Genomic DNA, 22,342 nt, shown 5'->3' with positions numbered 1-22,342 from the left:
TGGCCAATCTAGACGGGGCGGCGGCGCGCGAAAAGTGCTGCTTCGGCAGCGGGGGCATCGCAATCGGCGATGTTCTCGTTAACCCTGCGGCTGCGGTTCCGCGCCGACGTGCACGGCGCCCGGCGCGCCGCTTGTGCGAGCAGGGCGGCGAATGAGCCGTCCTGCCGCCCCCGCCGCCATGACTGCCGGGTTCAGCGCCGGATCAGCATCGACATCAGCGCGCTGCCCGCGCACAGTCCCGCGACGATCGGAAAGATGATGGTCGTGTGACCGGTCGCATCGATGACGTGACCAATGGCCGGCTCGCCGATGCCCGCGAACGCATACGACATCGTATTGAGCACGCCGGTCGCGGTACCGGCCGCGCGCCGTCCGAAGATATCAGGACACAGCGCCCAGAACGACGAGGCCGGCCCGAACACGAAGAAGCCGCACAGGAACAGCAGCGCCACGCCCAGCAGGCTGCCGTGCGGCACGAACATCATCCACACGGCGGTGGCGCAGGCGAGCACCATGTACCAGACGATCGCCACATAGCGCTTGCCCTGGAACAGCACGTCCGAGATCCAGCTGTTCGACAGCGAGCCGAGCGCCATGCCCACCGGCAGGGCGATGGTGATCCACTTGGGATCGATCAGCGAGGACGAGGTCTTCCAGTCCATGCCCAGGAAGTGCACCGGCACCCATACGACCAGCGCATAACGCGCCGCGTTCTGCAGGCCGATGGCCAGTCCCGTGATGTACAGCTTCCAGTTGCCGAGCACGAGCCGGTAGCGTTGCGCGCTGCTCAGTTCGTCGCCGGGGGAAGCAGGCGCGGCCGCCCCGGACGGCTCGCTGGCAGGCAAGTGCTTGTCCTCGGGGCGCTCCGCGACGAAGCACAGCAGCACGAGCGCGCCGAGCAGCATGGACAGCGGCGCGAGCCGGAAGATCCAGACCCAGCCGAGATGCAGCGTGCCGAGGATCAGCACCGGCAGGATGTACGCAAGCACCGACGAGAACCCGGAGAAGCCCACATACACGCCGTACACGAAGCCGCGATGGCGGTCGTCCCACCAGTTCGAGAGCAGGCGGCTGCCGGGGGCGAAACCCATCGACTGGAAGAAGCCGTTCAGGCCCCACGCGAGCAGGAAGAACACGAAGCCATGGCCGAAGCTGAACAGCCAGTTCGCCGCGAGCGACAGCACCGCGCCCGCGATCATCATGGTCTTGCCGCCGAGCTTGTCGCCGAGATTGCCGTTGACGAACTGGCCGCCCGCATAGCACCACAGCATGGTCGCGCTGATCCAGCCGATCTCGTATTTCGACAATCCGAAGTCGTGCTGGATGCCGGCGACCGCGAAGCCGAGCGTCTGCCGCCCGGTGTAATAGAACAGATAGCAAAAGGTCACGCCGATCAGCGCGCGCCAGCGATATTGCGCGCGCGTCGTCTCGTGGCGCGATAGTTGGTAATCCAGAACGTCGGGTGTATCGGAGGGCATGGTGTCTCCTGGTTGGCGCGATTCTGTGTCGCGCTCGTCGTGCTGTTCTTGGGGCGAAATCAGGCGAGGTGATTGAGCGCGAGATCGAAGGCGTCAAAGTTGCGCAGCCGGCGGCTTGGGTCGATGCCGCTCAGCTTGCGGTTGAAGAGCAGCGGCACCTGCTGCTCGGACGCGCCGCCGTGCGAACGCAGCGGCACGGTGAGGCCCGAGAGATCGTGCTTGTGCGCGGCGCTGCCGAGCACGGTCAGCCGTTCGCCGAGCACGACCAGATCGCCGATGCGGTCCGGCGGCAGTTCGAACCGCTCGCAGGCCTGCGCGCGCGTGAGCACCGCGCTGACGCCCGCGAGGCCGCCAAGAAATTCCGTCACGTCGCGTTGCGGCGCGCGCTCGCCGAGATACACGGTGGCGTACGAACCCAGCGCGCCGTGATGCACCACATACGGATCGGTGATCGGCAGGATCACGCGGGCAGCGTCGGCGCCGAAGCGGGCGTCGAGCCGGTCCTGCAGGAAGACGATGCGCGGACGGCCAAGCGCGTCGGTCTTCGCGTTCATGCCGTGATCGGCGGTGATCGCGAGCACCGCGCCGGCGTCGTGATACTGCGCGAAGTAGCGGTCCATCATCGCGTAGAAGGCGTTGGCCTCCGGCGTGCCGGGCGCGTGCTTGTGCTGCACGTAATCGGTGGTCGAGAGATACATGAGATCCGGGCGCTCATGCTGGAGCAGCGACAGCCCCGCCGCGAACACGAATTCCGACAACTCCGCGCTGTACACCGAAGGCAACGCCATGCCGGTCCGCTCGATCATGCCGGTCACGCCGTGCACCTCGATATCCAGCTGATCGGCCTTTTCCGCCGAGAAACAGATGCCGTGCAAGCCGTGACCGAGCAGCGCGCGCAGCTTGTCCTTCGCCGTGACCACGGCCACGCGCTGTCCCGCGCGCGCCATCTCCGCGAGGAGCGTCGGCGCGCGCAGGTACTTCGGGTCGTTCATCAGCACTTCGGTGCGGGTGTCCTCGTCGAAGAAGAAGTTGCCGCAGATGCCATGCACGGAGGGCGGCGCGCCGGTGACGATCGACAGGTTGTTTGGGTTGGTGAACGACGGCAGCACGCAGTCGCCGGTCAGCACGGTGCCGGTGTCGGCGAGCCGCGCGAGGAACGGCGCCGCGCCCGCGAGGATGGCCTGGTTGATGTATTCCTGCTCGCAACCATCGACGCACACCACGATGGTCGGCGCGGCAGGCATCTGATAGGAACGGGAGTTGACGATGATCGGGGAGGACATGAGCGCACCTTGTCTGGTTGAGTCGGTTCCCAGCGTAAGATGAGCGTTTAGCTCACACAATCGAAATAAAGACGCAATACCTGTCAGAAAAAATCACACATGCGATCCAAGCTTCCTCCTCTCAACGCGCTGCGCGTGTTCGAAGTCGCCGCGCGCGCGGGCAGTTATTCGGCGGCGGCGCGCGAGCTCAACCTGACGCATGGCGCGGTCAGCCGGCACATTGCGATCCTCGAAGAATGGCTCGGCCAGCCGTTGTTTGCGCGTGAAGGGCAGAGCATGGCGGCGTCGCCGCATGCGCGGGCGTTCGCGCGGGAAATCAGCGCCGCGTTCGACCATATCGCCGATGCCGCCGAGCGCTACGGCCGCGATCACCGCGTCAAGGTGATCCGGGTGAGCGCGTCGGCGACCGTGGCGATGCGCTGGCTGATTCCGCGGCTGCCGCGTTTCGCCGAAAGTCATCCGGACGTGGACGTGCGCGTGTCCACCGCGATGTCCACCGAACCTGCCTTGCGCGGCAGCTTCGATCTGGCGATCCGCCGCTTCGTGCCGCCGGGCGGTCAGTTCCAGAGCTGGCCGCTGTTCCGGGAGCGCATGACGGTGATCGCGAGCCCGGCGCTGCTGGCGCGCACGGGTTTGAGCCGTGTCGAAGCGCTAGCGGCCGCAACCTGGCTGACCAGCGAGACGCGTCCGGGCGACTGGGAAGCGTGGCTCGAAGCGGCTGGCCATGCTTCATTGCGTGCGCATCGCATGCTGCGTTTCGATCATTTTTTTGTGACGCTGCAGGCGGTGGTGGACGGGCTGGGTGTCGGCATCGGCCCGCTGCCGACGCTGGACGCCGATTGCGCGTCCGGCCGCGTGTGCATGCCGTTTCCGGAACTGACGGCGAACGGCGCGACGTACCACGCGCTGGTGCCGCTGGATGCGGACAAGCCGGTCCACATGCGCGATTTCGTCGAGTGGCTGCGGGCGAATGGCGACGCGGAGGCGCACGGCTGAACCCACGCGCGAACGGAAGTTCAGACCACGCCGGCGCCAGATACCTGCTCATTTCCAACTCATTTTGCGCGCGCAGACTGCGTCCATTGATCGTCGAAGGAGACACCGTCATGGACCATTACAAACAAGCGACCTTCCGCTCGTACGTCGAGATCCTGCTCGACCAGTTGCTGCAACACGCCGGCCAGCCGGTGCTGCGCTATCGCGATGCCGACATCGACGGCCGCGCGCTGCGTGCATCGATCTTCCGGTACGCGCGCGCGCTCGAAACCTTCGGCATCGGACGGGGTTCGCTGGTCGCGCTGTTCGCACCGAACTGCCCCGCCGCGCTCGCCATCCATTACGCGGCCAATCTGCTCGGCGCGGCCACGATGTTCCTTCCGGCGGCCGCCGGCGCGGATCATCGTGCGACCCTGCTGAAGCGCATCCGCCCCGCGTTGCTGGTGGCGTTCGCGGAGACCGCGCATCTCGTGCCGGAGGATGTCGGCATGCGGGTCGTGCATGTCGGCACGGGACTGGCGTCCATGCGGCTCGACTATCGCGCGTCCTTGCAGTCCGCCGCGCCGCTGTCGAGCCGCGCGCGTTCCGGCGATCTCGCGATGGTGGCCTCGTCGGGCGGCTCGACCGGCGTGCCGAAAGCCAGCTTGCGCAGCTTCGCGGCCTATTCGGCGATGGTCGGCGCAACGCCCGCCCCGCAACGCCGCCAATTGGTCAATGGCGCACTGGCCTACCTGTCGCAAGTGCTCGTCGATCAGACGCTGACGGGCGGCGGCATGGTCGTGTTGCGCCCGGGCTTCGATGCCGCCGACACGCTCGCGACCATCGAATCCGAACGCATCACCGACCTGCTGCTGGTCGAACCGCAACTGTTCGAGACGATGGATCATCCCGATGCGCGTACCCGCGATCTGTCCTCGCTGCGCTCGCTCGTGCACATCGGCGGTTCGGCGCCAACCGTACTGCTGCGGCGCGCGCTCGAACGCTTCGGGCCCGTGCTCACGCACATGTACGGTGCGAGCGAGGCCGGTCTCGTGAGCGTGCTGACGCCGTCCGACTATCTCGCCCATCCCGCCGCGCTGGAAAGCTCGGGGCGGGTGCGCGACGGCGTCGAACTGCGTCTGCGCCGGGCCGATGGCTTGTTGGCGGCGCCGGGCGAATGTGGCCGCATCGAGGTGAAGTCGGCTTCGGTGGCGCAGGGCTATCGCAACCAGCCCGTCGAGACGTCGCTCAAGTTCTGCGGCGGCTGGTGCGTGACCGGTGACGTCGGCAGGATCGACGCGCACGGTTATCTGCATGTACTCGGCCGCGCGACGGAAGTCATCGAGATGGGCGGCATGCCGGTCGGGCCCGCGCAGATCGAGGCGACGTTGTGCGCGTTGCATCAGGTGCGCTACGCCGTGGCGGTGTCCAACGACTTTCCCGCTTCCAGCAAGGTGTGGAATGTTTTGGTGATGCCGTGGCCGGGGCTGTCGTTGAATCTGGCGCTGTGCCGGCGGGTGATCGAGCTGAACTGCGGCAGGCAGGTTGCGGAGGCGGTGCACCTGATGACGGCGCCGGGCGTGCCGCTCACCGAGCAGGGCAAGGTGGATCGCGCTGCGATTGGCCGTCTGGCGCTGGCTGTGGCGGATCGCACGTTGCCGGGGCAGGAAGCCGCGCTCGGTGCGTGAGCGCCGCTGCTAGCGGTCGAACTCGCGGGTCTGCTCCGCTTCCTCGAAAATCGTGCCGAAGCGCGTGGGCACGACCACGACGGAGCGGTCCGCCGGGGCGTCGTGATCGGTCAGCGCGAACGCTTCCGCGATGATCGCCTCCACGTCCTGCCGTAGCATCGTCACGTCGAAGGAAAGATGCGCCGCGAACGGATCCCAGTCGAAGCAGCCGACCACCAGCGAGCGCCGCGCCTCGGCGGGCAGCGTCGAGGTGAACTGGACGAGTCCTTCGAACGCGGTGATCGAATTCATCAGCAATCCAGACGGCAGCCGGCCGAGCGTCGCCTGTCGCGCGGCCAGCGCGCGGCGCGCGGCGGCGGCGTTGTAGCCGCAGGAATCGACGGCATCCTCGGCCGGCTCGATGCCGCGCGCGGCGAAGGCGTCGCGAAAGCCGGCGATGCGCGTATCGGTCGCGTACTCGCCGGGAATGCCGCCGAGCAGCACCAGTTCGTGCGGCGACTTGCCTTGCGCGAGCAGCTTGTCGAGCAGCACGTCGGTGATCGCGCGCGCGCCGCCGCGATTGTCCGATACGACCGACGGCGCACCATCGCCCGGCAGGTCGAGGTTGATCGACGGCACGCCCGCCGCCGCGCAGCGTTCGTTCAGCGGCGCCGGATTGCGCACCCCTGCAATGAACAGCAATTCCACCCGTTGCGCGAGGAGGGTCTCGGTGACGCTGATTTCCACGGCCGGATCGCGCTGTGTGCCGACCACGATCGGACACAGGCCGCGGCTGCGCGCCTGATCTTCAAACGTCTGCGCGAGCCCCGCGAAGAAGCGGTTGCGATAGTGCGGCAGCACCATGCCCGCCAGCCCCGAGCGCGACAGCCTCAGGCCGCGCGCTTTCAGGTTGACGTTGTAGCCGAGCTTGCGCGCGCTGTCGAGCACGCGCTGCGCGGTTTCCTCCTTGATGCGATAGCGCGACCACGTGCCGTTCAGCACCATGCTGACCGTCGACGTGGATGAACCCGTGGCGCGGGCGATGTCGTAGATCGTCGATTTTCTTGCGGGCTTGTGACTGGCCATCGAGCTGACTCCAGGCGCGTGCGTGTCCGGACGGTAGCGGCAACACGGAATTCGGATTCTTTAGGGTTTGTCCGAGTCGACCGCTTTGCTGAATAGATTCAGCATACCTCAGCCCGAATTGCTGAATGGATTTAGCAACAAACTTCAGCACACGGCGCAGCAAGACAGCAAGCGGAGTTCCGACCAACCCGACCGGGCGTCCGCCTGACATGCGGCGGAAGTCCTCCGCAGGAGACAAGTCCATGAAACTGTTTCGCGCATGGTGTGCAGGCGTGGCCTCGATCGCGCTGATGCTGGCGGCCGTTCCGGCTTCGGCGTCGCCGGATCAGCCGGTGATTGGCGTGGTGGTGAAGATCGGCGGGATTCCCTGGTTCAACGCCATGGACGCGGGCATCAAGAAACGCGCCGCGCAACTCGGCGTCAAGGCGTTCATGATCGGGCCGACCAGTGCCGATCCCGCGCTTCAGGTGCGGGCCATCGAAGATCTGATCGCGCAGAAGGTGGATGTGATCGGCGTCGTGCCGAACGATGCCGAAGTGCTCGAACCGGTGCTGCAACGCGCGCGCGCGGCGGGCATCAAGGTCATCACGCATGAATCGCCGAAGCAGCAGAACGCCGACTGGGATTTCGAGCTGGCGTCGGTGAAGGGCTTCGGCGAGGCCTATGCGAAGCGTCTCGGCGAGGCGCTCGGCGGCAAGGGTGAATACGCGGTGTTCGTCGGCTCGCTCACGGTGCCGTTGCACAACGCCTGGGCCGATGCCGCGATCGCCTACATCAAGGCGAACTATCCGGGCATGACGCTCGTGGGCGATCGTTATGGCGTGGCGGAAGACGTCGATGCGTCGCGCAAGACCGCACTCGACCTGATGCGCGCGCATCCCAACCTGAAGGCGATTCTCGCGTTCGGCAGCCAGGGCCCGATTGGCGCGGCGCGCGCGGTGCAGGAAAAGCAGATGAAGGGCAAGGTGCTGGTGCTCGGGCCGTTCTCGCCGGGACAGGGCCGGCGCCTGGTTCACGACGGCGTGCTGGCCGGCGGCTTCATGTGGAATCCGGAGCAGGCGGGCGAAGTGTTCGTGACGCTCGGCACGATGGTCGCGAAGGGCCAGCCGGTGAAGGACGGCACGAATATTCCGGGACTGGGCGTCGTGCATCCGGACGGCCACAATCTGATCGTCGATCAACTCGTGGACCTGAACGAGAAGACCGTCGACGATCTTGCCAAGACCGGTCTGTAAACGCGTCGCCGCAACGCACATGAATCAGCCCGCCGCCCCCGACGTGCGCACGCCCTTGCTGAAGCTCGACGCCATCTCGAAGGACTTCGGCGGCGTGCGGGCGTTGCGATCCGTGCAGTTCGACGTGATGCCCGGCGAAGTCCTGTGTCTCGCGGGCGAGAACGGCTGCGGCAAGAGCACGCTCATCAAGATCATCAACGGCGTGTATCAGCCCGAGGCCGGCGCGCAGATGCTGATGGACGGCGCGTCCATCGCGGGCCTCGATCCGGCGAAGGCGCGCGATCTCGGCATCCAGGTGATCTGGCAGGATCTCGCGCTATTCCCGGAGATGACGGTGGCGGAGAACATCGCCTTCGAGCAGAACCTCGGCGGGTGGCCGCGCTTCGTCGATTACGGCAGGATGAAGCAGGCCGCGCAGCGCATCCTGGAGCGGCTTGGCGTGACGCTGGATCTCGGCCGGTCGGTGCGGTCGCTGTCGATTGCGCAGCGGCAGATCGTGGCAATTGCCCGCGCGCTGGTGCGCGACGCGCGCCTCGTGTTCATGGACGAACCCACCGCCTCGCTGAGTCACGCTGAAACCGGCGCGCTGCTCGACATCGTGCGGCGGCTGTCGGCGGACGGCATTGCCGTGGTGTTCGTCAGCCACCGGCTCGCCGAAGTGCTCGAAGTCTGCACGCGCGTGACCGTGTTGCGCGACGGTCAGTATGTCGGCACCTTTCCCACGCAAGGCATGACGCAGACGCGCCTCACGGAACTGATGACGGGCCGCACCTTCGACTACGCGGTGCGCGCGGCGGACCGTCCGGCGGCGCCCGTGGTGCTGGAGGTGCGGGGCTTGTCGCGCGGGCGCGAGTATCGCGACATCGCGCTCAGCATCCGCCGGGGCGAGATTCTCGGCATCACCGGACGGCTGGGGGCGGGACGCACCGAGCTTGCGCTGTCCCTGTTCGGCATGACGCGGCCGCGCGCGGGATCGATCCACATGGAAGGCCGGGAAATCGCGCTGCGCTCGAACCGCGACGCGATCCGCGCCGGCATCGCCTACGTGTCCGAGGACCGGCTGCAACTCGGCCTGGTGCAGCCGCAATCGATCGGCGACAACACTGTCGCGGCCGTGCTCGACCGTCTGCTCGATGCCGCGCACCTGATCTCGGCCCGCCGGCGCGGCGCCCTGATCGACGACTGGATCAAGCAACTCGCGGTGAAGATCGGCCAGCCGGACGACGCGGTGTCCACGCTGTCAGGCGGCAACCAGCAACGCATCGTGCTGGCGAAGTGGCTCGCCACGAACCCGAAGCTGCTGATCCTCGACTCGCCGACCGTCGGCGTGGATGTGGGCGCGCGCGCCGGCATCTTCGCGATCATCCACAACCTGGCCGCGCAGGGCATGGCGATCCTGCTGATCTCGGACGAGATCCCCGAGGTGTACTTCAACGCCGACCGCATCCTGCACATGCGCGACGGGCGCATCGCCGGGGAATACGTGCCGGGCAAGACCACGATGGAACACATCGAGCGAGACGTCCATGCCTGACCTGCGCAGACTCGGAATCGGTTCGATCGAAGCGCTGCTGCTGCTCGTCATCGTCGCGATGATGATCGGCCTGAGCCTCACGACCACGACCTTTCTCACGCTCTCCAACCTGTTCGACCTGCTCAACCAGAGTTCGGTCAACATCATCTTCGCCGTGGGCCTGCTGGTGGTGCTGATCGCGGGCGGCATCGACATTTCGTTTGCGGTGGGCGCCTCGGTGGCGCAGTACCTGACCGCGCTCACCGTCATGCGGCTCGGCGGCGGCAACTGGGCGCTGGGCTTCCTCGCTGCCGCATGCTTCGGCTTCCTGCTCGGCGCGATCAACGCGACCATCATCTATCGCTTTCGCATCGTGTCGATTGTCGTGACCATCGCCACCTTCAACGTCTTCTTCGGCGGCCTGATGTTCCTGACGGGCGGCGTCTCCATCTACGACCTGCCGGACTGGTGGGTCGAACGCGTGTCGATCGTGCATGTGGATACGCCCAGCGGCGTCGCGACGCTCGCGCTGCCGGTCGCGGTCATGGCGGTGGCAGTGCTGGCCACCTGGCTGCTGTTGCGCCGCACGACCACCGGCCGCCAGCTCTACGCAATGGGCGACAACCCCGAGGCGGCGCGGCGCGTGGGTGTGAACATCGGCGCGATGCACTATGTGGCGTTCGGCTGGCTCGGCATGATGGCGGGCATCGCGGGACTGATGCAGGCGCACTACGTGCAGGAAGTCGTGCCGAACGCGCTGTACGGCCGCGAACTCGACGTACTGGCCGCCGTGGTGCTCGGCGGCGCGCGGCTGGGCGGAGGACGCGGCACGATCCTCGGCGCGATTCTCGGCATCCTGCTGACCGCCATCACCGCCAACGGCCTGAACCTGCTCGGCATCTCGCCGTACGCGTTCAAGATGATCATCGGCGCGATCATCCTGATTGCGATCACCCTGTCGAGCGGCGGCTTCACGAAGCTGGTCGGCGCACGGCTGGCGTCGTCGGGCGCGAAGGCGGCGCCATGAAGACGCGTGCTCCCGCCGGCTCGGTCGTGCCCGCCGACGTCGCCGGCCTGCTCGGCTTTCTGGTGATCGTGATCATCGTGATGAGCTTCGCCTCCGAACGCTTCTTCACGACGAGCACCTTCGTCTCGGTGGCCTTCCAGTTGCCCGAACTCGGCTTCTTCACGCTGGCCATGCTGATGCCGCTCATCTCCGGCGGCTTCAATCTCGCGGTAACGTTCACGGCGAACATCTCGGGCCTCGCGATGGCCTACGTGCTGCACACGCATGGCGGCGCGGATGCGGGCGCGGCCGCCGTGGCGCTCGGCATGGCCGCCGCGCTCGCGACGGGCGCCGCATCCGGCTGGGTCATGGGCGCGGTGATCGCGCGCACCGGCGCGAGCCCGATCCTCGTCTCGCTCTCGATGATGATCTTCCTGCGCGGCCTCGGCGAATTCCTCACGCGCGGCGGCGACATCTCGGGCTTCCCGCCGTTCGTGCGCGAGATGGGCAACGGCGCGCTGCTGGGCGTGCCGATTCCGCTGTGGATCTTCATCGGCTGCGCGCTGGTCTGGCATGTCGTGATGACGCGTTCGCGGCTTGGTTTCGCGACCCGCATGATCGGCTCGAATCTCGAAGCGACGCGTTATTCCGGCATCGCCACGACGCGCGCCGTCACGCGCATCTATATGCTGTCGGGGCTGATGTGCGGCGTCGCCGGCATTGTGATGGCTGCGCAGTTCAACTCGGTGCGTGTCGGCCACGGCGAGGCCTTTCTGCTGATTTCGGTGCTGGCGTGCTTTCTTGGCCGCGTCGATCCGTTCGGCGGCTTCGGGCGCGTGGCGCCGGTCGTCATCGCGCTGGTGATCCTGCAGGTGATCGCGTCGGGGCTCAACCTGCTCGGCGCGAACCAGCACCTGGCTACCGCGCTGTGGGGCGTGTTCCTGCTGGTAGTGATGCTCGTCCGCTGGGCGTGGGCCCGCGGCATTTCAAGAACCCGGGTCCGCAGACGCGCGACCGCATCGGAGGGAGTGGCACGATGAACAAGCTTGGCGTACATGCACTGGTCTGGGCGGGCGACCTGACGCCGGAATCGACGCGCAAGGTCATCAGCCAGACCAGGGAGGCCGGTTTCGATCTGGTCGAGCTGTCGCTGCATGGCCCGAAGGTCATGGATCTCGCGCTCACGCGCGATCTGTTGCAGGAGCATGGGCTCGGGATCGGCTGCTCGCGCGGGTTGACCTTCGAGGCGGACGTGTCGAACGAAGACCCGGCGATCGTGGCGCGCGGCGTCGCGTTGCTGGAGGAAGGCATCACGATCACGGCGGAACTCGGCGGCGGCTATTTTGGCGGCATCCTGTACGGCGCGATGGCGAAGTACTCCGCCCCGGTCACGCAGAAGGGCCGCCGCAATGCGATCGATTCATTGAAGCGCATCGCCGATTTCGCGCTCAAAAAGAACGTCACGCTCGGGCTCGAAGTGGTGAACCGTTACGAAAGCAATCTGCTGAACACGGCGTCGCAGGCGCTGGCTTTCATCGACGAAGTGGATGCGCCCAACGTGGTCGTCCATCTCGATACGTATCACATGAACATCGAGGAATCGGACTTCATGCAGCCGGTCCTGCAATGCGGCAAGCGGCTCGGTTACGTGCATATCGGCGAGAGCAATCGCGGTTATCTCGGCTCGGGCACGATCGACTTTTCGCAGTTCTTCCATGCGCTCGCGATGATCGATTATCAGGGCGTCGTGACCTTCGAGAGCTTCTCCTCGACGGTCGTGAACGAGCAGTTGTCGAACGCGCTCGCCATCTGGCGCAACCTGTGGGACGACGGCATGGACCTCGCGAAACACGCGCGCGCGTTCATGGCGGGCGGCATCGATGCGGCAGCGAAGGCGAGGGCGCATCACTGATGATCGACGGAATCTATCTCGAACGCCTCCGACGTCTCGCCGACGCAGGCGGCCGCCGCATTCTCGGCCTGGTCGGCGCGCCCGGTGCGGGCAAGTCCACGCTGGCGGAGGCCATTCTCGATGCCTTGCCGGGCCGGGCCGTCGTCGTGCCGATGGACGGCTACCATCTCGCCAACGTGGAGCTTCAGCGACTCGGACGCGCGGGGCGCAAGGGCGCGGAAGATACCTTCGACAGCGCCGGTTACGTCGCGCTGCTGCGGCGGTTGCGTGAACAGCGGCCGGACGAGGTCGTGTATGCGCCGGCGTTCCGTCGCGAGATCGAGGAACCCATCGCCGGGGCGATTCCGGTGTTGCCGGAGGTGCCGCTGATCGTGACCGAAGGGAATTACCTGCTGCTCGAACACGGCCACTGGCGCGGCGTGAAGCCGTTGCTCGACGAAGTCTGGTACGTGAACGTCGATCAGAACCTGCGGCGTTCGCGACTGCTGGCGCGGCACGTGAGCTTCGGCCGCAGCGAGGATGCGGCGGAACAGTGGGTCAGCCAGACCGACGATGTGAACGCGCGGCTCATCGATGCGACCCGGCTGCGTGCCGATGTGCAGTTCAATTGGCCTTCTTCTTCCTGACGCGCTTCAGATGAGCGTGGGCTGCTTGTCAGGCGCCCGCGCGTGTTTCTCGCGTGTCAGCTTCTCATGCACGCCTTGCGTCAGCGAGGCGATCTGCTCCGCCAGTTCGCGTGTCAGCGCCGTCAGTTCGGTGTTCTGCTTCAGCAACGCTTCGATCTGCACCGCCTGCTGCGCGAGCGCCTTGTCGCGGCGCGTGGAGGCCAACGCGAGCGCTTCGCGGTGCCGCGCATCGGCGTCGGAGAATGCCTTGTCGCGGTCGGCCTGACGGGTCTGCGCGAGCAGGATCATCGGCGCGGCATACGCGGATTGCAGGCTGAACGCCAGATTCAACAGCACGAAGGGATAGGGATCGAAGTGAATCAGCTGCGCGGCGCTCAGGCTGATCCACACGACGACGATCAAGGTCTGCGCCAGCAGGAACGTGGGCGTGCCGAAAAAGCGCGCGAACGCCTCTGCCTTGAGCGCGAACCAGTTGTTGCCGAAGGCGCTCGACAAATGCAGGTACGGCAACTGGAAGCGCAGATGATCGGCGGGCGGCGGGTCGTCGTGGCTTGAGGAGGGTGACGGCTGATCGGGCGTCATGGCGGATTCCGGAGCAGAGAGACTGAAGCGCCCCACTCTAGATCCTTCCGCGCGCAAAGCCTTTCCGGATTGCACGCCCGGCAGTGGTCCAGCACGAATCTCTCGCGCTGTTACTTCTTCGCGCCGTTCTGCGCGACGGTTTCGTCCGTTTCCGTCCACGCATGAAGCCTTTCCGGATTGCACGCCCGGCAGTGGTCCTGCACGAATCTCTCGCGCCGTTACTTCTTCGCGCCGTTCTGCGCGACGGCTTCGTCCGTTTCCTTCCGCGCGCAAAGCCTTTTCGGATTGCACGCCCGGCAGCGGTCCTGCACGGCTTTCTCGCGCCGTTCTTCTTCGTTCCGTCCTGCGCGACGGCTTCGTCCGTTTCCGTCCGCGCGCAAAGCCTTTCCGGATTGCACGCCCGACTGCGGTTCCGCACGGCCTTCTCGTGCCCTTACTTCCCCTTGCCGTTCTGCGCGACCGCTTCGTCCGTTTCCCAGCCGCCGCCGAGCGCGAGGAACAGGTTCACCTGATCCACCGCCACCTGACCTTCGGCCGCGGCGACCTGCGCGGCCACGCCGGTCAGCGTGCGCGTCGCGTCGAGGTCGTTGAGAAACGACTCACGGCCCGCGCGATACAACTGGTTGGTTTCATCGGCGGACTGGGTGGCCGAACGGTACGCGATGCGCAAGGCATCGGCGCGCGTGGTGTCCGAGGCATAGGTGGCGAGATTGCTCTGCGTTTCCTGCAAGGCCTTCAGCACGACGCCGTCGAAGTGCGCGAGCGCGCCGCTGCTCGCCGCTTCCGCCTGCAGCACGCGGGCGCGCTGGCCGTTGATCGGAAAGCTCCAGCTGATCAGCGGGCCGAACGCCCAGCGGTTCGTATTCGCGCCGAACAGATCCTCCGCGACACCGACCGACCCGACCGACGCCCCCAGACTCACCGACGGATACAGCGCCGCCGTGGCCACGCCGATACGCGCCGTCGACGACGCCAGTTGCCGTTCGGCCTGCCGCACATCGGGGCGGCGCTTGAGCAGCGCGGCGCCGTCGCCGACCGGAATCGGCGCGCGCAAATGCGGCAGCTTGCGGCAGGCAAGTGCGGCCTTGGGCAGATCGGCGGGCGCGCGGGCCAGCAGCATCGCCAGGCGGTATTGCGCGACCCGGCGGCGCGCGACGAAACGCGGGATGTCGGCGGCGAGCGTATCGGCCTGGGTTTGTCCGCGCGTGACTTCGGACTGATTGCCGCGGCCCGCGTCGCGCAGACGCTGCGTGAGCTTCACGCGCTGCTTTTGGAGATCCAGCGACTTGCGCGCGATGTCGAGTTCCTCCGCCGCCGAGCACGATTCGACATAGGCCCGCACGACATCCGCGACCACCGTGATGCGCGCGAGGTCCTGCGCGGCTTCGACGGCTTCGTCGTCGGCGTTCGCGGCTTCGATGCCGCGTTTGATCTTGCCGAACAGATCGAGCTCGTACGACACGGACAGGTCGAGCGCGCCTTCGTTGACGACCGGAAGTTTCTCCGTCAACAGATACTGTTCCGCCGATTCCTGCGCGCGCTGGAACGCCGCCGACGACTTGCCGGAGAAACCGCCTTGTTGATTGGCGAACTCCACTTCGGCACGCGAGCGCGCGAGGTTCGCCGCCGCGACGCGCAGGTCCGCGTTCGACGCGAGTGCTTGCTCGACGAGTTGATCGACTACCGGATCGTCATACAGGCGCCACCATTTCGACGGCACCGCGCCCTGCGTGACGGGCGCCTGATCGGCGCCGTCGAGCGGCGCGTTCGCGTAGGGTGCGTTCACGGCGGCCTTGTCGGGCAGCGCGTAGTTTGGCCCGACCGTCATGCAGCCGGCCAGCGCAAACGCCGTCGCAGACGCCAGCGCGAGCCCCTTCATCGTACGCAAGCCGTTCATTGCGAGGCACCCGAAGCCGGCGCAGCAACGCTGGACGTCGGCGCGGGCGCCGAAGCAGGCGATGTCTCCGACGCCGCCCGCTTGCCGATCGCAGGCCCGATGCCGCGCACCGACACGGTCGCCGTGCGGCCCGCAATCAGGCGGAAGTCGGCCGGAATCTCGTCGAGCGTCACGCGCACCGGAATCCGCTGCGCGAGCCGCACCCAACTAAACGCCGGATTCACGTTCGGCAGCAGGCTCGGGCTTTGTTGCCGATCACGGTCCTCGATCGCCGCGACGATGCTCTGCACATGTCCGCGCAGCACGTTCGGTTCGCCCATCACCTTGATGTCCACCGGCTGGCCGATGTCGATGCCGTGCAGCTTGGTTTCCTCGAAGTAGCCATCCACGCGGAACGAATGCATGTCGACCACGGAGAGCACCGCGCGTCCGGCCGCGATGTATTCGCCGACGCGCGGCGCGCGGTCGTTCAGATAGCCGTCGACAGGGCTGACGATTTCGGTGCGATCGAGATTGAGCCGGGCCGTATCGATGGCGACTTCGGCGTCCGCCAGCGCGGCGGTCGCCGTCTCGACGCGCGAATGGGTTTCTTCGGTCACTTCACGCGCCACCAGGTTGCCGAGCGCGCGATTGCGCACGTCTTCGCGGCGCGCCTGATCGAGCGTCGCGCGGCGCTGCTGCGCGGCGGCCTGGGCGTTGCGCAGCGCCAGCGCATAGCGGGCCCGGTCGATCACGAACAGCACGTCGCCTTTCTTCACTTGCTGATTGTCGGCCACGTGCACTTCGGTGATGAGCCCGGACACGTCCGGCGCGACCTGGATGACGTCGGCGCGCACGTGCCCGTCGCGGGTCCAGGGCGCGAACAGGTAGTAATCGACCAGCTTCCACAGCACGACGGCCGCAATGGTCACGACGATGAGCGTAAGCAGAATCTGCCCGAGGGAGAACCAGGTTTTTTTCACGAGATGAGCCGCTGCGAAACGATGACGACAAGACCCAGCACCAGCACGTAGATGCCGAGATCGAAAATGGAGCGATGCCAGACGAACCGGTAGAAGCCGACGCGCGCGAGCACGGTGCGGATCGCCAGGTTCACGAGGTAGGCGACGAACATCAGCACCAGCACGGCTGGCACGAACACGCCGAGGATGTCGATTTCGCCGATCATGTTGGGCGTTCCGTTGATGAAGAAGTGATGAGGTTCATGCCGGCTCCTCACGGGGCGCGGCGCCGTTCTGCGCGGCCGTCTGCTCTTCAGGCGGATGCAGCGACAGGCGCATGCCGACCAGCGCATGAAGCGTATCGCGCAGCCATCTTTCGGCGACGGCATCGGCGGCGGGCGACTGCGCGATGGCGCGGGCAGCCACCTGCGCGCTGGCCGAATCGATGCCGCGAATCAGTTCCGGCGGCACCGGCTGGCGCGCGCGGCGCGCGATGCAGGACTGGAAATAGCGGCGCAGCGCGTCGAGCACGGCATCGACGGAATGCTGGAGTTCCGCCGGCAGCTTGCGGCGCGAGCGGCGCAGATCGAGCGCATTCAGCGCGACGCGGAAATCGCGGAAGCTCTCGATGGAAGGATGACGCTGCGAATCGCTCGATGCGTGGCGCGGCAGCAGTTGCATCAGGCGGTCGAGCATGCGCGCGTAGAGATTGCGCTGATCGTCGATGACTTCCGCCGACGACGCGCTCACCACGATATCCGCCCACGCCGACCGCGTGAGCCGCGCGGCGGCGAGTTCTGCGCCGAACGGCCGCGTCATGCGCGTCCAGATGAACGCGAACAGCAGGCCCGCCACGCCGGCGAGGTTGCTGTTGATGAAGACGAAGAAGTTCGCCTCGTAGGCGCTCTGGATGCTGATGAAGGTGGCCGTGTTCACCGCGACCAGCATGGTCACGAGATTGAAGCGCGGACGCGGAATCAGCGTGCCGATGATGAGGAACGGCACCGCGAAGATGATGATGAGCATCGGGAAATCATGCACGTGCGGCAGCACCGCGAACACGTACAGGCCCGCCAGCACCACGCTCATACAGGTCGCGACGAAGAACGTGAAGACTTGCGGCGCGGGTTCGTCGAGCGCGGCGAAGAAGCAGCAGGCCACGGCGGCAAGCGTCACCGCGCCGGCGCCGTCGTTCCAGCCGGATTCGATCCACAGACTGCACGCGACGATGATCGCGCTTACCGCGACGCCGGTCGAGAACAGCATCATGCCGCGGTCGAAGAAACGTGCCGTGCCGCCCAGCCGCCAGTGACGGAAGTGCGGACGCCATTCGCTCGTCTCGTTGAGAATGGCTGCACGCAGCGCGCGGATGTCCTGCCATACGTCGATCACCTGTCCGAGCCGCCACAGCGCATTCGACAACAGCGCGCCGTCCATCGTGGCCAGCGCCTCGACGGACGGCCGCATGGCAAGGATGCGCGCGCGAAACGCATCCGGCGCGGCTTCGTGCTCGATCTCTTCCGCCGAGCGCGGCGCCGGCGTGCCGACCCATTCCGCGACGTCCTTCAGCAGCGCTTCGAGCCCTTCCGGATACTGCCGGTGCTTGTCGACGAGTTCGATCAGCGGATCGGCCATCGATGAAATCAGCGGCAGGAAAATCTGCATGCGCCCTTGCAATGCACGCGCGCGGCGGATGATGTCAGGCCGCGCGTGATCGTAGGTCAATTGGCTCAGCAGCAGTTCCAGTCCATTGACCGTGGCCGCGAGCCGCTGGCGCGTCGCCGAGATCTTCGCGCCCGCGATATGACCGGACAGCGTTTCGCTCGCGTAGTACGCGGCGTCGCGGAACCAGGCGTCCGTCCGTTCGACCAGCGTCGGCGCGAGACGGCTCGGAAACACCGCGCTGCCGACCACGCTCGCCACCACGATGCCGAGCAGGATTTCCTCGGTGCGGGTCATCGCCAGATCGAAGACGATGGTCGGGTCCGTGACGGCGGGCAGCGCGATCAGCGGCAAGGTATAGCCCGCCAGCAGGAACACATAGCTGCGCGCGCTGCGGTCGAACATGGAGAGATACAGCAGCGTGCCGGTCCACAGCGCGACCACCACGCTGAACAGATACGGCGACTCCACGAAAGGCGGCACGATCAGCACCGCGCCCGCCGCGCCGATCATCGTGCCGAGCGCGCGGTAGAGCGCCTTCGAGCGCGTCGCGCCGACGAAGGGATTCGACACGATATAGACCGTCGCCATCGCCCAGTAGGGGCGCGGCAATTGCAGCGCGAGGCCGATGTACAGCGCGATCATCGCGGCGGCGAAGGTCTTGGCGGAGAAGAGCCATTCGCGCGCGGAAGGAAAGGACATGTTGCTAGGCTCCGCGTTTCGCGGCGGGCCGGGCCGGCTTGGGCGGCGGCTCGATGGCGGCCATCGCGGCGAGGAGATTGCCGTCGGACAGGTCGCTGAAGGCGCTGAGCACGCGCAACGTTGTTTCCAGGTCGGCGCGGCTCACGCCCTTCAGGAGCCGCGCACGCAGCGTGACCAGCCGCTCTTCCATGCGCGTGGTGACGGCGCGGCCTTCGTCGGTCAGCGTGATGGTCTTGGCGCGGCGGTCTTCCGGGTCTTCATCGCGGCGCACGAGGCCTGCCGCGCATAACTGGTCGAGCAGCCGCACCAGCGAAGGCCCTTCAATGCCGACATGCTCCGCAAGGGTCACCTGGCGGACGGCCTCGCCGAGCCGGTTGGCGGTCAGGAGCGGCACCGCGCAGGCTTCCGATACACCATACGAGGCGAGCACGCCGTGACTGGTGCGGCGCCAGCGTCGCGCCGCGAGCACGAGCGTGCTGCTGACGGAGCGGCGCAGGAGGTCGAGAGAGGTCATGGGCCGCGATTATAGCCAGAACTCTATTCGTTAGCCTCCTATCGAACGATAAACAACGGAGGAATTTTCTTTCAGCTTGCTTGCTTGTGAGCCGCGTTGGAGAAGGCTCAGGGCGTCGCGCCCGCTTCCGCGACGATCCAGTCGCGAAACAGCCGCATGCCCGGCGAGAGCCGTCGCGAGCGGGGCCACGTGAGCCAGTAGCTGCCGGTCTTCACTTCGATGTCGAACGGCCGTGCCAGCAGCCCGGTATGCAATTCGCGCTCGAACATGCGCGATGGCACCAGCGCGACACCCGCACCCTGCAATGCGGCTTCCACCATCAGGCGCGAGGAATCGAACACGGGGCCATTCAGGGTCCAGGCGTCGAGACCAGCGGCCTCGAACCAGCTGGTCCAGTCGTCCGCGCGATAGGAGCGCAACAGCACCTGGTTCGCGAGGTCGGCGGGACGGCGCAGGTTGCGCGCGATCTCGGGCGTGCACAGCGCGGCGAGCGGCGCGTCGAGCAACTGTGCGCTGTGGGTCGCGGGCCAGGCGCCGGTGCCGAAGCGAATGGCGAAGTCGAGCCCTTCCGACGCCGGATCGACGCGGTTGTTATGCGTGAGCAGCCGCAATTCGACGAACGGATGCGTTTGCGCGAAGGCCTTCATGCGCGGCATCAGCCAGCCGACCGCGAAGGTGCCGACCGCGCCCACGGTCAGCACCTCGTGAAAATGTCCGCCTTCGAACTGCTTGAGCACCGCTTCCATGCGGCCGAACGATTCGCTCAGCACGGGCAGCAGCGCGCGGCCTTCGTCGGTGAGGCCGAGACCGCGCGGCAGGCGTTTGAAGAGCGGCGTGCCGAGCCGATCTTCGAGCGCGCGCACCTGCTGGCTGACGGCGGCTTGAGTAACGCTCAGTTCCTGCGCGGCGCGCGTGAAACTCAGGTGCCGCGCCGAGGCTTCGAAGGCGCGCAACGCATTCAGCGGAAGATAAGGGCGCAAGGTTTGCATAAGTTTTTCTTTTGGCTCAAGCAAATTATCGTCGATTGCGGCGCGACCTGAAACGGCGGATATTTCGCTTCGGCTCAATCACGGCAATTATGAGAAGGTTCGATGAAGATCAAACTCTGCAAGATATTGTGTCTGGCACTGGCCAGTTTTTCTTTTGGCGGCGCAAGCAGTGCGGCGTTCGCCGCGAGTCCCGGCAACGCGAGCGTGCAGCAGACCGTCGATGCGACCATCAAGCCCTTGATGGCGCTGCACGGCATTGCGGGCATGGCGGTGGGTGTGGTCGTGGGCGGCAGGGCGTATGTGTTCGACTACGGCGTGGCATCGAAGGAGACGAAGCAGCCCGTCACGCGCGATACCTTGTTCGAGCTCGGCTCCGTCAGCAAGACCTTCACCGCGACGCTCGCCTCGTATGCGCAGACAAAAGGTGACCTGTCATTGAACGATCCCGTCGGCAAGTATCTGCCGTCGCTGAACGGCAGCGCGTTCGGCAAGGTCACGCTGCTCAATCTCGGCACGCACACGCCCGGCGGCTTGCCGCTGCAGGTTCCCGACGACATCCACGACAACGCCCAGCTGTTGCAGTACTTCGGCACGTGGCGTCCTCCGCAGCCGCCCGGCACGGTGCGCACGTATTCGAATCCCGGCATCGGCACGCTCGGGCTCATTACCGCGAAGGCCATGAACCAGGACTTCGACGCGCTGATGCAGACGCGCCTCTTTCCCGCGCTCGGCCTGACGCACACTTACATGCACGTGCCCGCCGCCAAACAGCGCGACTACGCGCAAGGCTATGCGAAGGACGACCGGCCGATCCGCATGCAAGCCGGGGTGCTGTCTTCCGAGGCGTATGGCGTGCGCACCACAGCCGCCGACATGACCCGCTTCATGCAGATCAACATGAATCAGGTGCATCAGGTACGTGTCGATCCGGCCTGGCAGCGCGCGGTCACCGCGACGCACACCGGTTACTTCAAGGCCGGTCCGATGACGCAGGACCTGATCTGGGAGCAGTATCCGTATCCGGCGGCGTTGCCCGCGCTGCTGGAAGGAAACGGGCAGGCGATGATCCTGAACGCGACGCCCGTCACCGCCATCGATCCGCCGCAGCCCCCGCGCGATGATGTCTGGATCAACAAGACGGGTTCGACCAACGGCTTCGGCACCTATATCGCGTTCGTGCCGAGCGAGCGCGTGGGCATCGTGATGCTGGCCAACCGCAACATCCCGAACGACGACCGGGTGAAGGCCGCCTATGCGATCATCACGGCGCTGACCGGCGCACCTCAGAACAGCAAACAGAACGACAAGCGATGACGCATGCGGATCGATCCCTACAGCCTTGAACTCTTCATCTCCGTGGTCGAGGAGGGATCGATCGCGCGGGCCGCGAGCCGCGCGCACATCGCGCCTTCGGCGTTGAGCCGGCGTATCGCGGACCTGGAGAGCGCCATCGGCGCGGCGCTGCTGATCCGCTCGCCGGCCGGCGTGCAGATGACCGAGGCAGGCCAGCATGCCTATGCCGGCGCGCGCTCCATCCACAGTCAGCTCGAAGGCATGGCGCGCGAAATCCAGTCGCTGAGCGGGCAGGTGGCCGGCGTCGTGCGGCTGCATGCCAATGCGTCGGCGATCGTGGGCTTTCTCCCGGAGCGCCTGACGCGCTTCAAGGCGCGCTATCCGCTCGTCGATATCGCCCTGACCGAGCAGATCAGCGATGAAGTGATCCGCGCGTGTCTCGACGACCGCGCGGACGTCGGCATCTCGGCGCGTTCCAACGCACCGGCGGGTCTGGATACATGGCATTTCGCCGCCGATCCGCTGATGGTCGTGCTGCCGCCCGATCACGCGCTGGCGCAAGCCGATGCACTGAGTTTCGCCGACGTGGTGCGCTTTCCGCTGGTCGCGTTACAGGCGGGCGGCTCGCTCGATCAGACGCTCAAGGAACACGCCGACGCGGCCCGCGCGCCGCTCAACGTCTCCGTAACGGTCAACAGCTTCGACGCGCAGTGCCGCATGGTGGAGGCGGGGCTGGGCATCGGCATCGTGCCGACGAGCGCGGCATCGGCTTTCGCGGGCTCGCGCAATTTCGTGCGCGTGCCGTTGCACGAGACCTGGGCCGGCGCGCGTTCGCTGTGCGTGCATGCGCCGCGCACGTCTTCGCGGCTGAAGGCGGTTCAGGCGCTGATCGATGTGTTGATCGAGCAAGAGGGTTAACCCGGACATCGCATTCCGCGATGTCCCCGCTGCTGATCCGGCACTTCCGCCGCGCGTGCGTCC

The 22,342-nt window shown here is 66.5% G+C and carries 20 protein-coding genes; 10 read left to right on the top strand and 10 right to left on the bottom strand.

Translation table 11 applies throughout. The features are described 5' to 3' along the window. Positions 1–191: 191 nt before the first annotated feature. Complete coding sequence (locus QCE88_RS27815; protein WP_309908096.1) at positions 192–1,478, bottom strand: MFS transporter; 1,287 nt, start codon at positions 1,476–1,478, stop codon at positions 192–194. A 59-nt stretch (positions 1,479–1,537) separates the two neighbouring features. Next, a complete protein-coding gene (gene phnA / locus QCE88_RS27810; protein WP_309908095.1) occupies positions 1,538–2,761 on the bottom strand; it encodes a phosphonoacetate hydrolase in 1,224 nt (407 codons plus the stop codon). A 99-nt stretch (positions 2,762–2,860) separates the two neighbouring features. Here phnA and QCE88_RS27805 point away from each other — a divergent pair, with 99 nt between their 5' ends. Further along, the gene (locus QCE88_RS27805) at positions 2,861–3,757 is read left to right on the top strand and encodes a LysR substrate-binding domain-containing protein (RefSeq protein ID WP_309908094.1); all 897 of its coding nucleotides are present in this window, start codon (positions 2,861–2,863) and stop codon (positions 3,755–3,757) included. A gap of 110 nt (positions 3,758–3,867) precedes the next feature. Further along, the gene (locus QCE88_RS27800; protein ID WP_309908093.1) at positions 3,868–5,424 is read left to right on the top strand and encodes an AMP-binding protein; all 1,557 of its coding nucleotides are present in this window, start codon (positions 3,868–3,870) and stop codon (positions 5,422–5,424) included. A gap of 9 nt (positions 5,425–5,433) precedes the next feature. Here the strand turns inward: QCE88_RS27800 and QCE88_RS27795 are convergent, their stop codons facing one another. Further along, entirely contained in the window at positions 5,434–6,489 is a 1,056-nt protein-coding gene (locus QCE88_RS27795; protein WP_309908092.1) for a substrate-binding domain-containing protein, read from the bottom strand. Between the two features lie 242 nt (positions 6,490–6,731). Between QCE88_RS27795 and QCE88_RS27790 the strand changes: the two genes are divergently transcribed. From QCE88_RS27790 to QCE88_RS27765, 6 genes are read left to right on the top strand one after another with little or no spacing between them, the layout of a single operon-like run. After that, positions 6,732–7,724, top strand: a complete 993-nt coding sequence (locus QCE88_RS27790; RefSeq protein ID WP_309908091.1) for a substrate-binding domain-containing protein — start codon at positions 6,732–6,734, stop codon at positions 7,722–7,724. 19 nt (positions 7,725–7,743) lie between these two features. Continuing rightward, positions 7,744–9,258, top strand: a complete 1,515-nt coding sequence (locus tag QCE88_RS27785; RefSeq protein ID WP_309908090.1) for a sugar ABC transporter ATP-binding protein — start codon at positions 7,744–7,746, stop codon at positions 9,256–9,258. Continuing rightward, a complete protein-coding gene (locus QCE88_RS27780) occupies positions 9,251–10,264 on the top strand; it encodes an ABC transporter permease (RefSeq protein WP_309836570.1) in 1,014 nt (337 codons plus the stop codon). The genes QCE88_RS27785 and QCE88_RS27780 overlap by 8 nt, the downstream gene beginning before the upstream one ends. Continuing rightward, on the top strand, positions 10,261–11,283 hold the full coding sequence (locus QCE88_RS27775; protein ID WP_309908089.1) for an ABC transporter permease: 1,023 nt from the start codon (positions 10,261–10,263) through the stop codon (positions 11,281–11,283). Before QCE88_RS27780 ends, QCE88_RS27775 begins: the two co-directional genes overlap by 4 nt. After that, entirely contained in the window at positions 11,280–12,155 is an 876-nt protein-coding gene (locus QCE88_RS27770) for a sugar phosphate isomerase/epimerase family protein (RefSeq protein ID WP_309908088.1), read from the top strand. The genes QCE88_RS27775 and QCE88_RS27770 overlap by 4 nt, the downstream gene beginning before the upstream one ends. After that, on the top strand, positions 12,155–12,781 hold the full coding sequence (locus QCE88_RS27765) for a nucleoside/nucleotide kinase family protein (protein ID WP_309908087.1): 627 nt from the start codon (positions 12,155–12,157) through the stop codon (positions 12,779–12,781). The genes QCE88_RS27770 and QCE88_RS27765 overlap by 1 nt, the downstream gene beginning before the upstream one ends. 6 nt (positions 12,782–12,787) lie before the next feature. Here the strand turns inward: QCE88_RS27765 and QCE88_RS27760 are convergent, their stop codons facing one another. The 7 genes from QCE88_RS27760 to QCE88_RS27730 form a co-directional block, all read right to left on the bottom strand. Beyond that, complete coding sequence (locus QCE88_RS27760; RefSeq protein WP_309908086.1) at positions 12,788–13,363, bottom strand: DUF1003 domain-containing protein; 576 nt, start codon at positions 13,361–13,363, stop codon at positions 12,788–12,790. Positions 13,364–13,796: 433 nt separating this feature from the next. Next, a complete protein-coding gene (locus QCE88_RS27755) occupies positions 13,797–15,260 on the bottom strand; it encodes an efflux transporter outer membrane subunit (protein WP_309908085.1) in 1,464 nt (487 codons plus the stop codon). Continuing rightward, positions 15,257–16,222, bottom strand: a complete 966-nt coding sequence (locus tag QCE88_RS27750; RefSeq protein WP_309908084.1) for an HlyD family secretion protein — start codon at positions 16,220–16,222, stop codon at positions 15,257–15,259. The genes QCE88_RS27755 and QCE88_RS27750 overlap by 4 nt, the downstream gene beginning before the upstream one ends. Continuing rightward, positions 16,219–16,428, bottom strand: coding sequence for a DUF1656 domain-containing protein (locus QCE88_RS27745; protein WP_309817100.1), 210 nt, complete (start codon positions 16,426–16,428; stop codon positions 16,219–16,221). The genes QCE88_RS27750 and QCE88_RS27745 overlap by 4 nt, the downstream gene beginning before the upstream one ends. Positions 16,429–16,462: 34 nt before the next feature. Continuing rightward, positions 16,463–18,565 (bottom strand): FUSC family protein, encoded by a 2,103-nt coding sequence (locus QCE88_RS27740; RefSeq protein ID WP_309908083.1) that lies wholly within the window; start codon positions 18,563–18,565, stop codon positions 16,463–16,465. Positions 18,566–18,569: 4 nt separating this feature from the next. After that, entirely contained in the window at positions 18,570–19,079 is a 510-nt protein-coding gene (locus QCE88_RS27735; RefSeq protein ID WP_309908082.1) for a MarR family transcriptional regulator, read from the bottom strand. 107 nt (positions 19,080–19,186) lie between these two features. Then, positions 19,187–20,068, bottom strand: coding sequence for a LysR family transcriptional regulator (locus QCE88_RS27730; protein WP_309908081.1), 882 nt, complete (start codon positions 20,066–20,068; stop codon positions 19,187–19,189). 102 nt (positions 20,069–20,170) lie between these two features. Between QCE88_RS27730 and ampC the strand changes: the two genes are divergently transcribed. After that, complete coding sequence (ampC, locus tag QCE88_RS27725; protein WP_309908080.1) at positions 20,171–21,382, top strand: class C beta-lactamase; 1,212 nt, start codon at positions 20,171–20,173, stop codon at positions 21,380–21,382. Between the two features lie 3 nt (positions 21,383–21,385). Beyond that, positions 21,386–22,279 carry a LysR family transcriptional regulator gene (locus tag QCE88_RS27720; RefSeq protein ID WP_309908079.1) on the top strand — a complete coding sequence of 298 codons (894 nt, stop codon included), beginning with the start codon at positions 21,386–21,388 and terminating at the stop codon, positions 22,277–22,279. The last annotated feature ends 63 nt before the right edge of the window (positions 22,280–22,342 follow it).

Source organism: Caballeronia sp. LZ035 (assembly GCF_031451175.1).
Taxonomy (GTDB): Bacteria; Pseudomonadota; Gammaproteobacteria; order Burkholderiales; family Burkholderiaceae; genus Caballeronia.
The sequence above is the reverse complement of the archived record's forward strand: the minus strand, read 5'-3'. Positions and strand labels throughout refer to the sequence as shown.

Excerpts from the sequence above, each read along its gene's own strand:
- QCE88_RS27815 (WP_309908096.1), bottom strand. The coding sequence starts at position 1,478 with ATGCCCTCCGATACACCCGACGTTCTGGATTACCAACTATCGCGCCAC.
- phnA (WP_309908095.1), bottom strand. The coding sequence starts at position 2,761 with ATGTCCTCCCCGATCATCGTCAACTCCCGTTCCTATCAGATGCCTGCC.
- QCE88_RS27805 (WP_309908094.1), top strand. The coding sequence starts at position 2,861 with ATGCGATCCAAGCTTCCTCCTCTCAACGCGCTGCGCGTGTTCGAAGTC.
- QCE88_RS27800 (WP_309908093.1), top strand. The coding sequence starts at position 3,868 with ATGGACCATTACAAACAAGCGACCTTCCGCTCGTACGTCGAGATCCTG.
- QCE88_RS27795 (WP_309908092.1), bottom strand. The coding sequence starts at position 6,489 with ATGGCCAGTCACAAGCCCGCAAGAAAATCGACGATCTACGACATCGCC.
- QCE88_RS27790 (WP_309908091.1), top strand. The coding sequence starts at position 6,732 with ATGAAACTGTTTCGCGCATGGTGTGCAGGCGTGGCCTCGATCGCGCTG.
- QCE88_RS27785 (WP_309908090.1), top strand. The coding sequence starts at position 7,744 with ATGAATCAGCCCGCCGCCCCCGACGTGCGCACGCCCTTGCTGAAGCTC.
- QCE88_RS27780 (WP_309836570.1), top strand. The coding sequence starts at position 9,251 with ATGCCTGACCTGCGCAGACTCGGAATCGGTTCGATCGAAGCGCTGCTG.
- QCE88_RS27775 (WP_309908089.1), top strand. The coding sequence starts at position 10,261 with ATGAAGACGCGTGCTCCCGCCGGCTCGGTCGTGCCCGCCGACGTCGCC.
- QCE88_RS27770 (WP_309908088.1), top strand. The coding sequence starts at position 11,280 with ATGAACAAGCTTGGCGTACATGCACTGGTCTGGGCGGGCGACCTGACG.
- QCE88_RS27765 (WP_309908087.1), top strand. The coding sequence starts at position 12,155 with ATGATCGACGGAATCTATCTCGAACGCCTCCGACGTCTCGCCGACGCA.
- QCE88_RS27760 (WP_309908086.1), bottom strand. The coding sequence starts at position 13,363 with ATGACGCCCGATCAGCCGTCACCCTCCTCAAGCCACGACGACCCGCCG.
- QCE88_RS27755 (WP_309908085.1), bottom strand. The coding sequence starts at position 15,260 with ATGAACGGCTTGCGTACGATGAAGGGGCTCGCGCTGGCGTCTGCGACG.
- QCE88_RS27745 (WP_309817100.1), bottom strand. The coding sequence starts at position 16,428 with ATGATCGGCGAAATCGACATCCTCGGCGTGTTCGTGCCAGCCGTGCTG.
- QCE88_RS27740 (WP_309908083.1), bottom strand. The coding sequence starts at position 18,565 with ATGTCCTTTCCTTCCGCGCGCGAATGGCTCTTCTCCGCCAAGACCTTC.
- QCE88_RS27735 (WP_309908082.1), bottom strand. The coding sequence starts at position 19,079 with ATGACCTCTCTCGACCTCCTGCGCCGCTCCGTCAGCAGCACGCTCGTG.
- QCE88_RS27730 (WP_309908081.1), bottom strand. The coding sequence starts at position 20,068 with ATGCAAACCTTGCGCCCTTATCTTCCGCTGAATGCGTTGCGCGCCTTC.
- ampC (WP_309908080.1), top strand. The coding sequence starts at position 20,171 with ATGAAGATCAAACTCTGCAAGATATTGTGTCTGGCACTGGCCAGTTTT.
- QCE88_RS27720 (WP_309908079.1), top strand. The coding sequence starts at position 21,386 with ATGCGGATCGATCCCTACAGCCTTGAACTCTTCATCTCCGTGGTCGAG.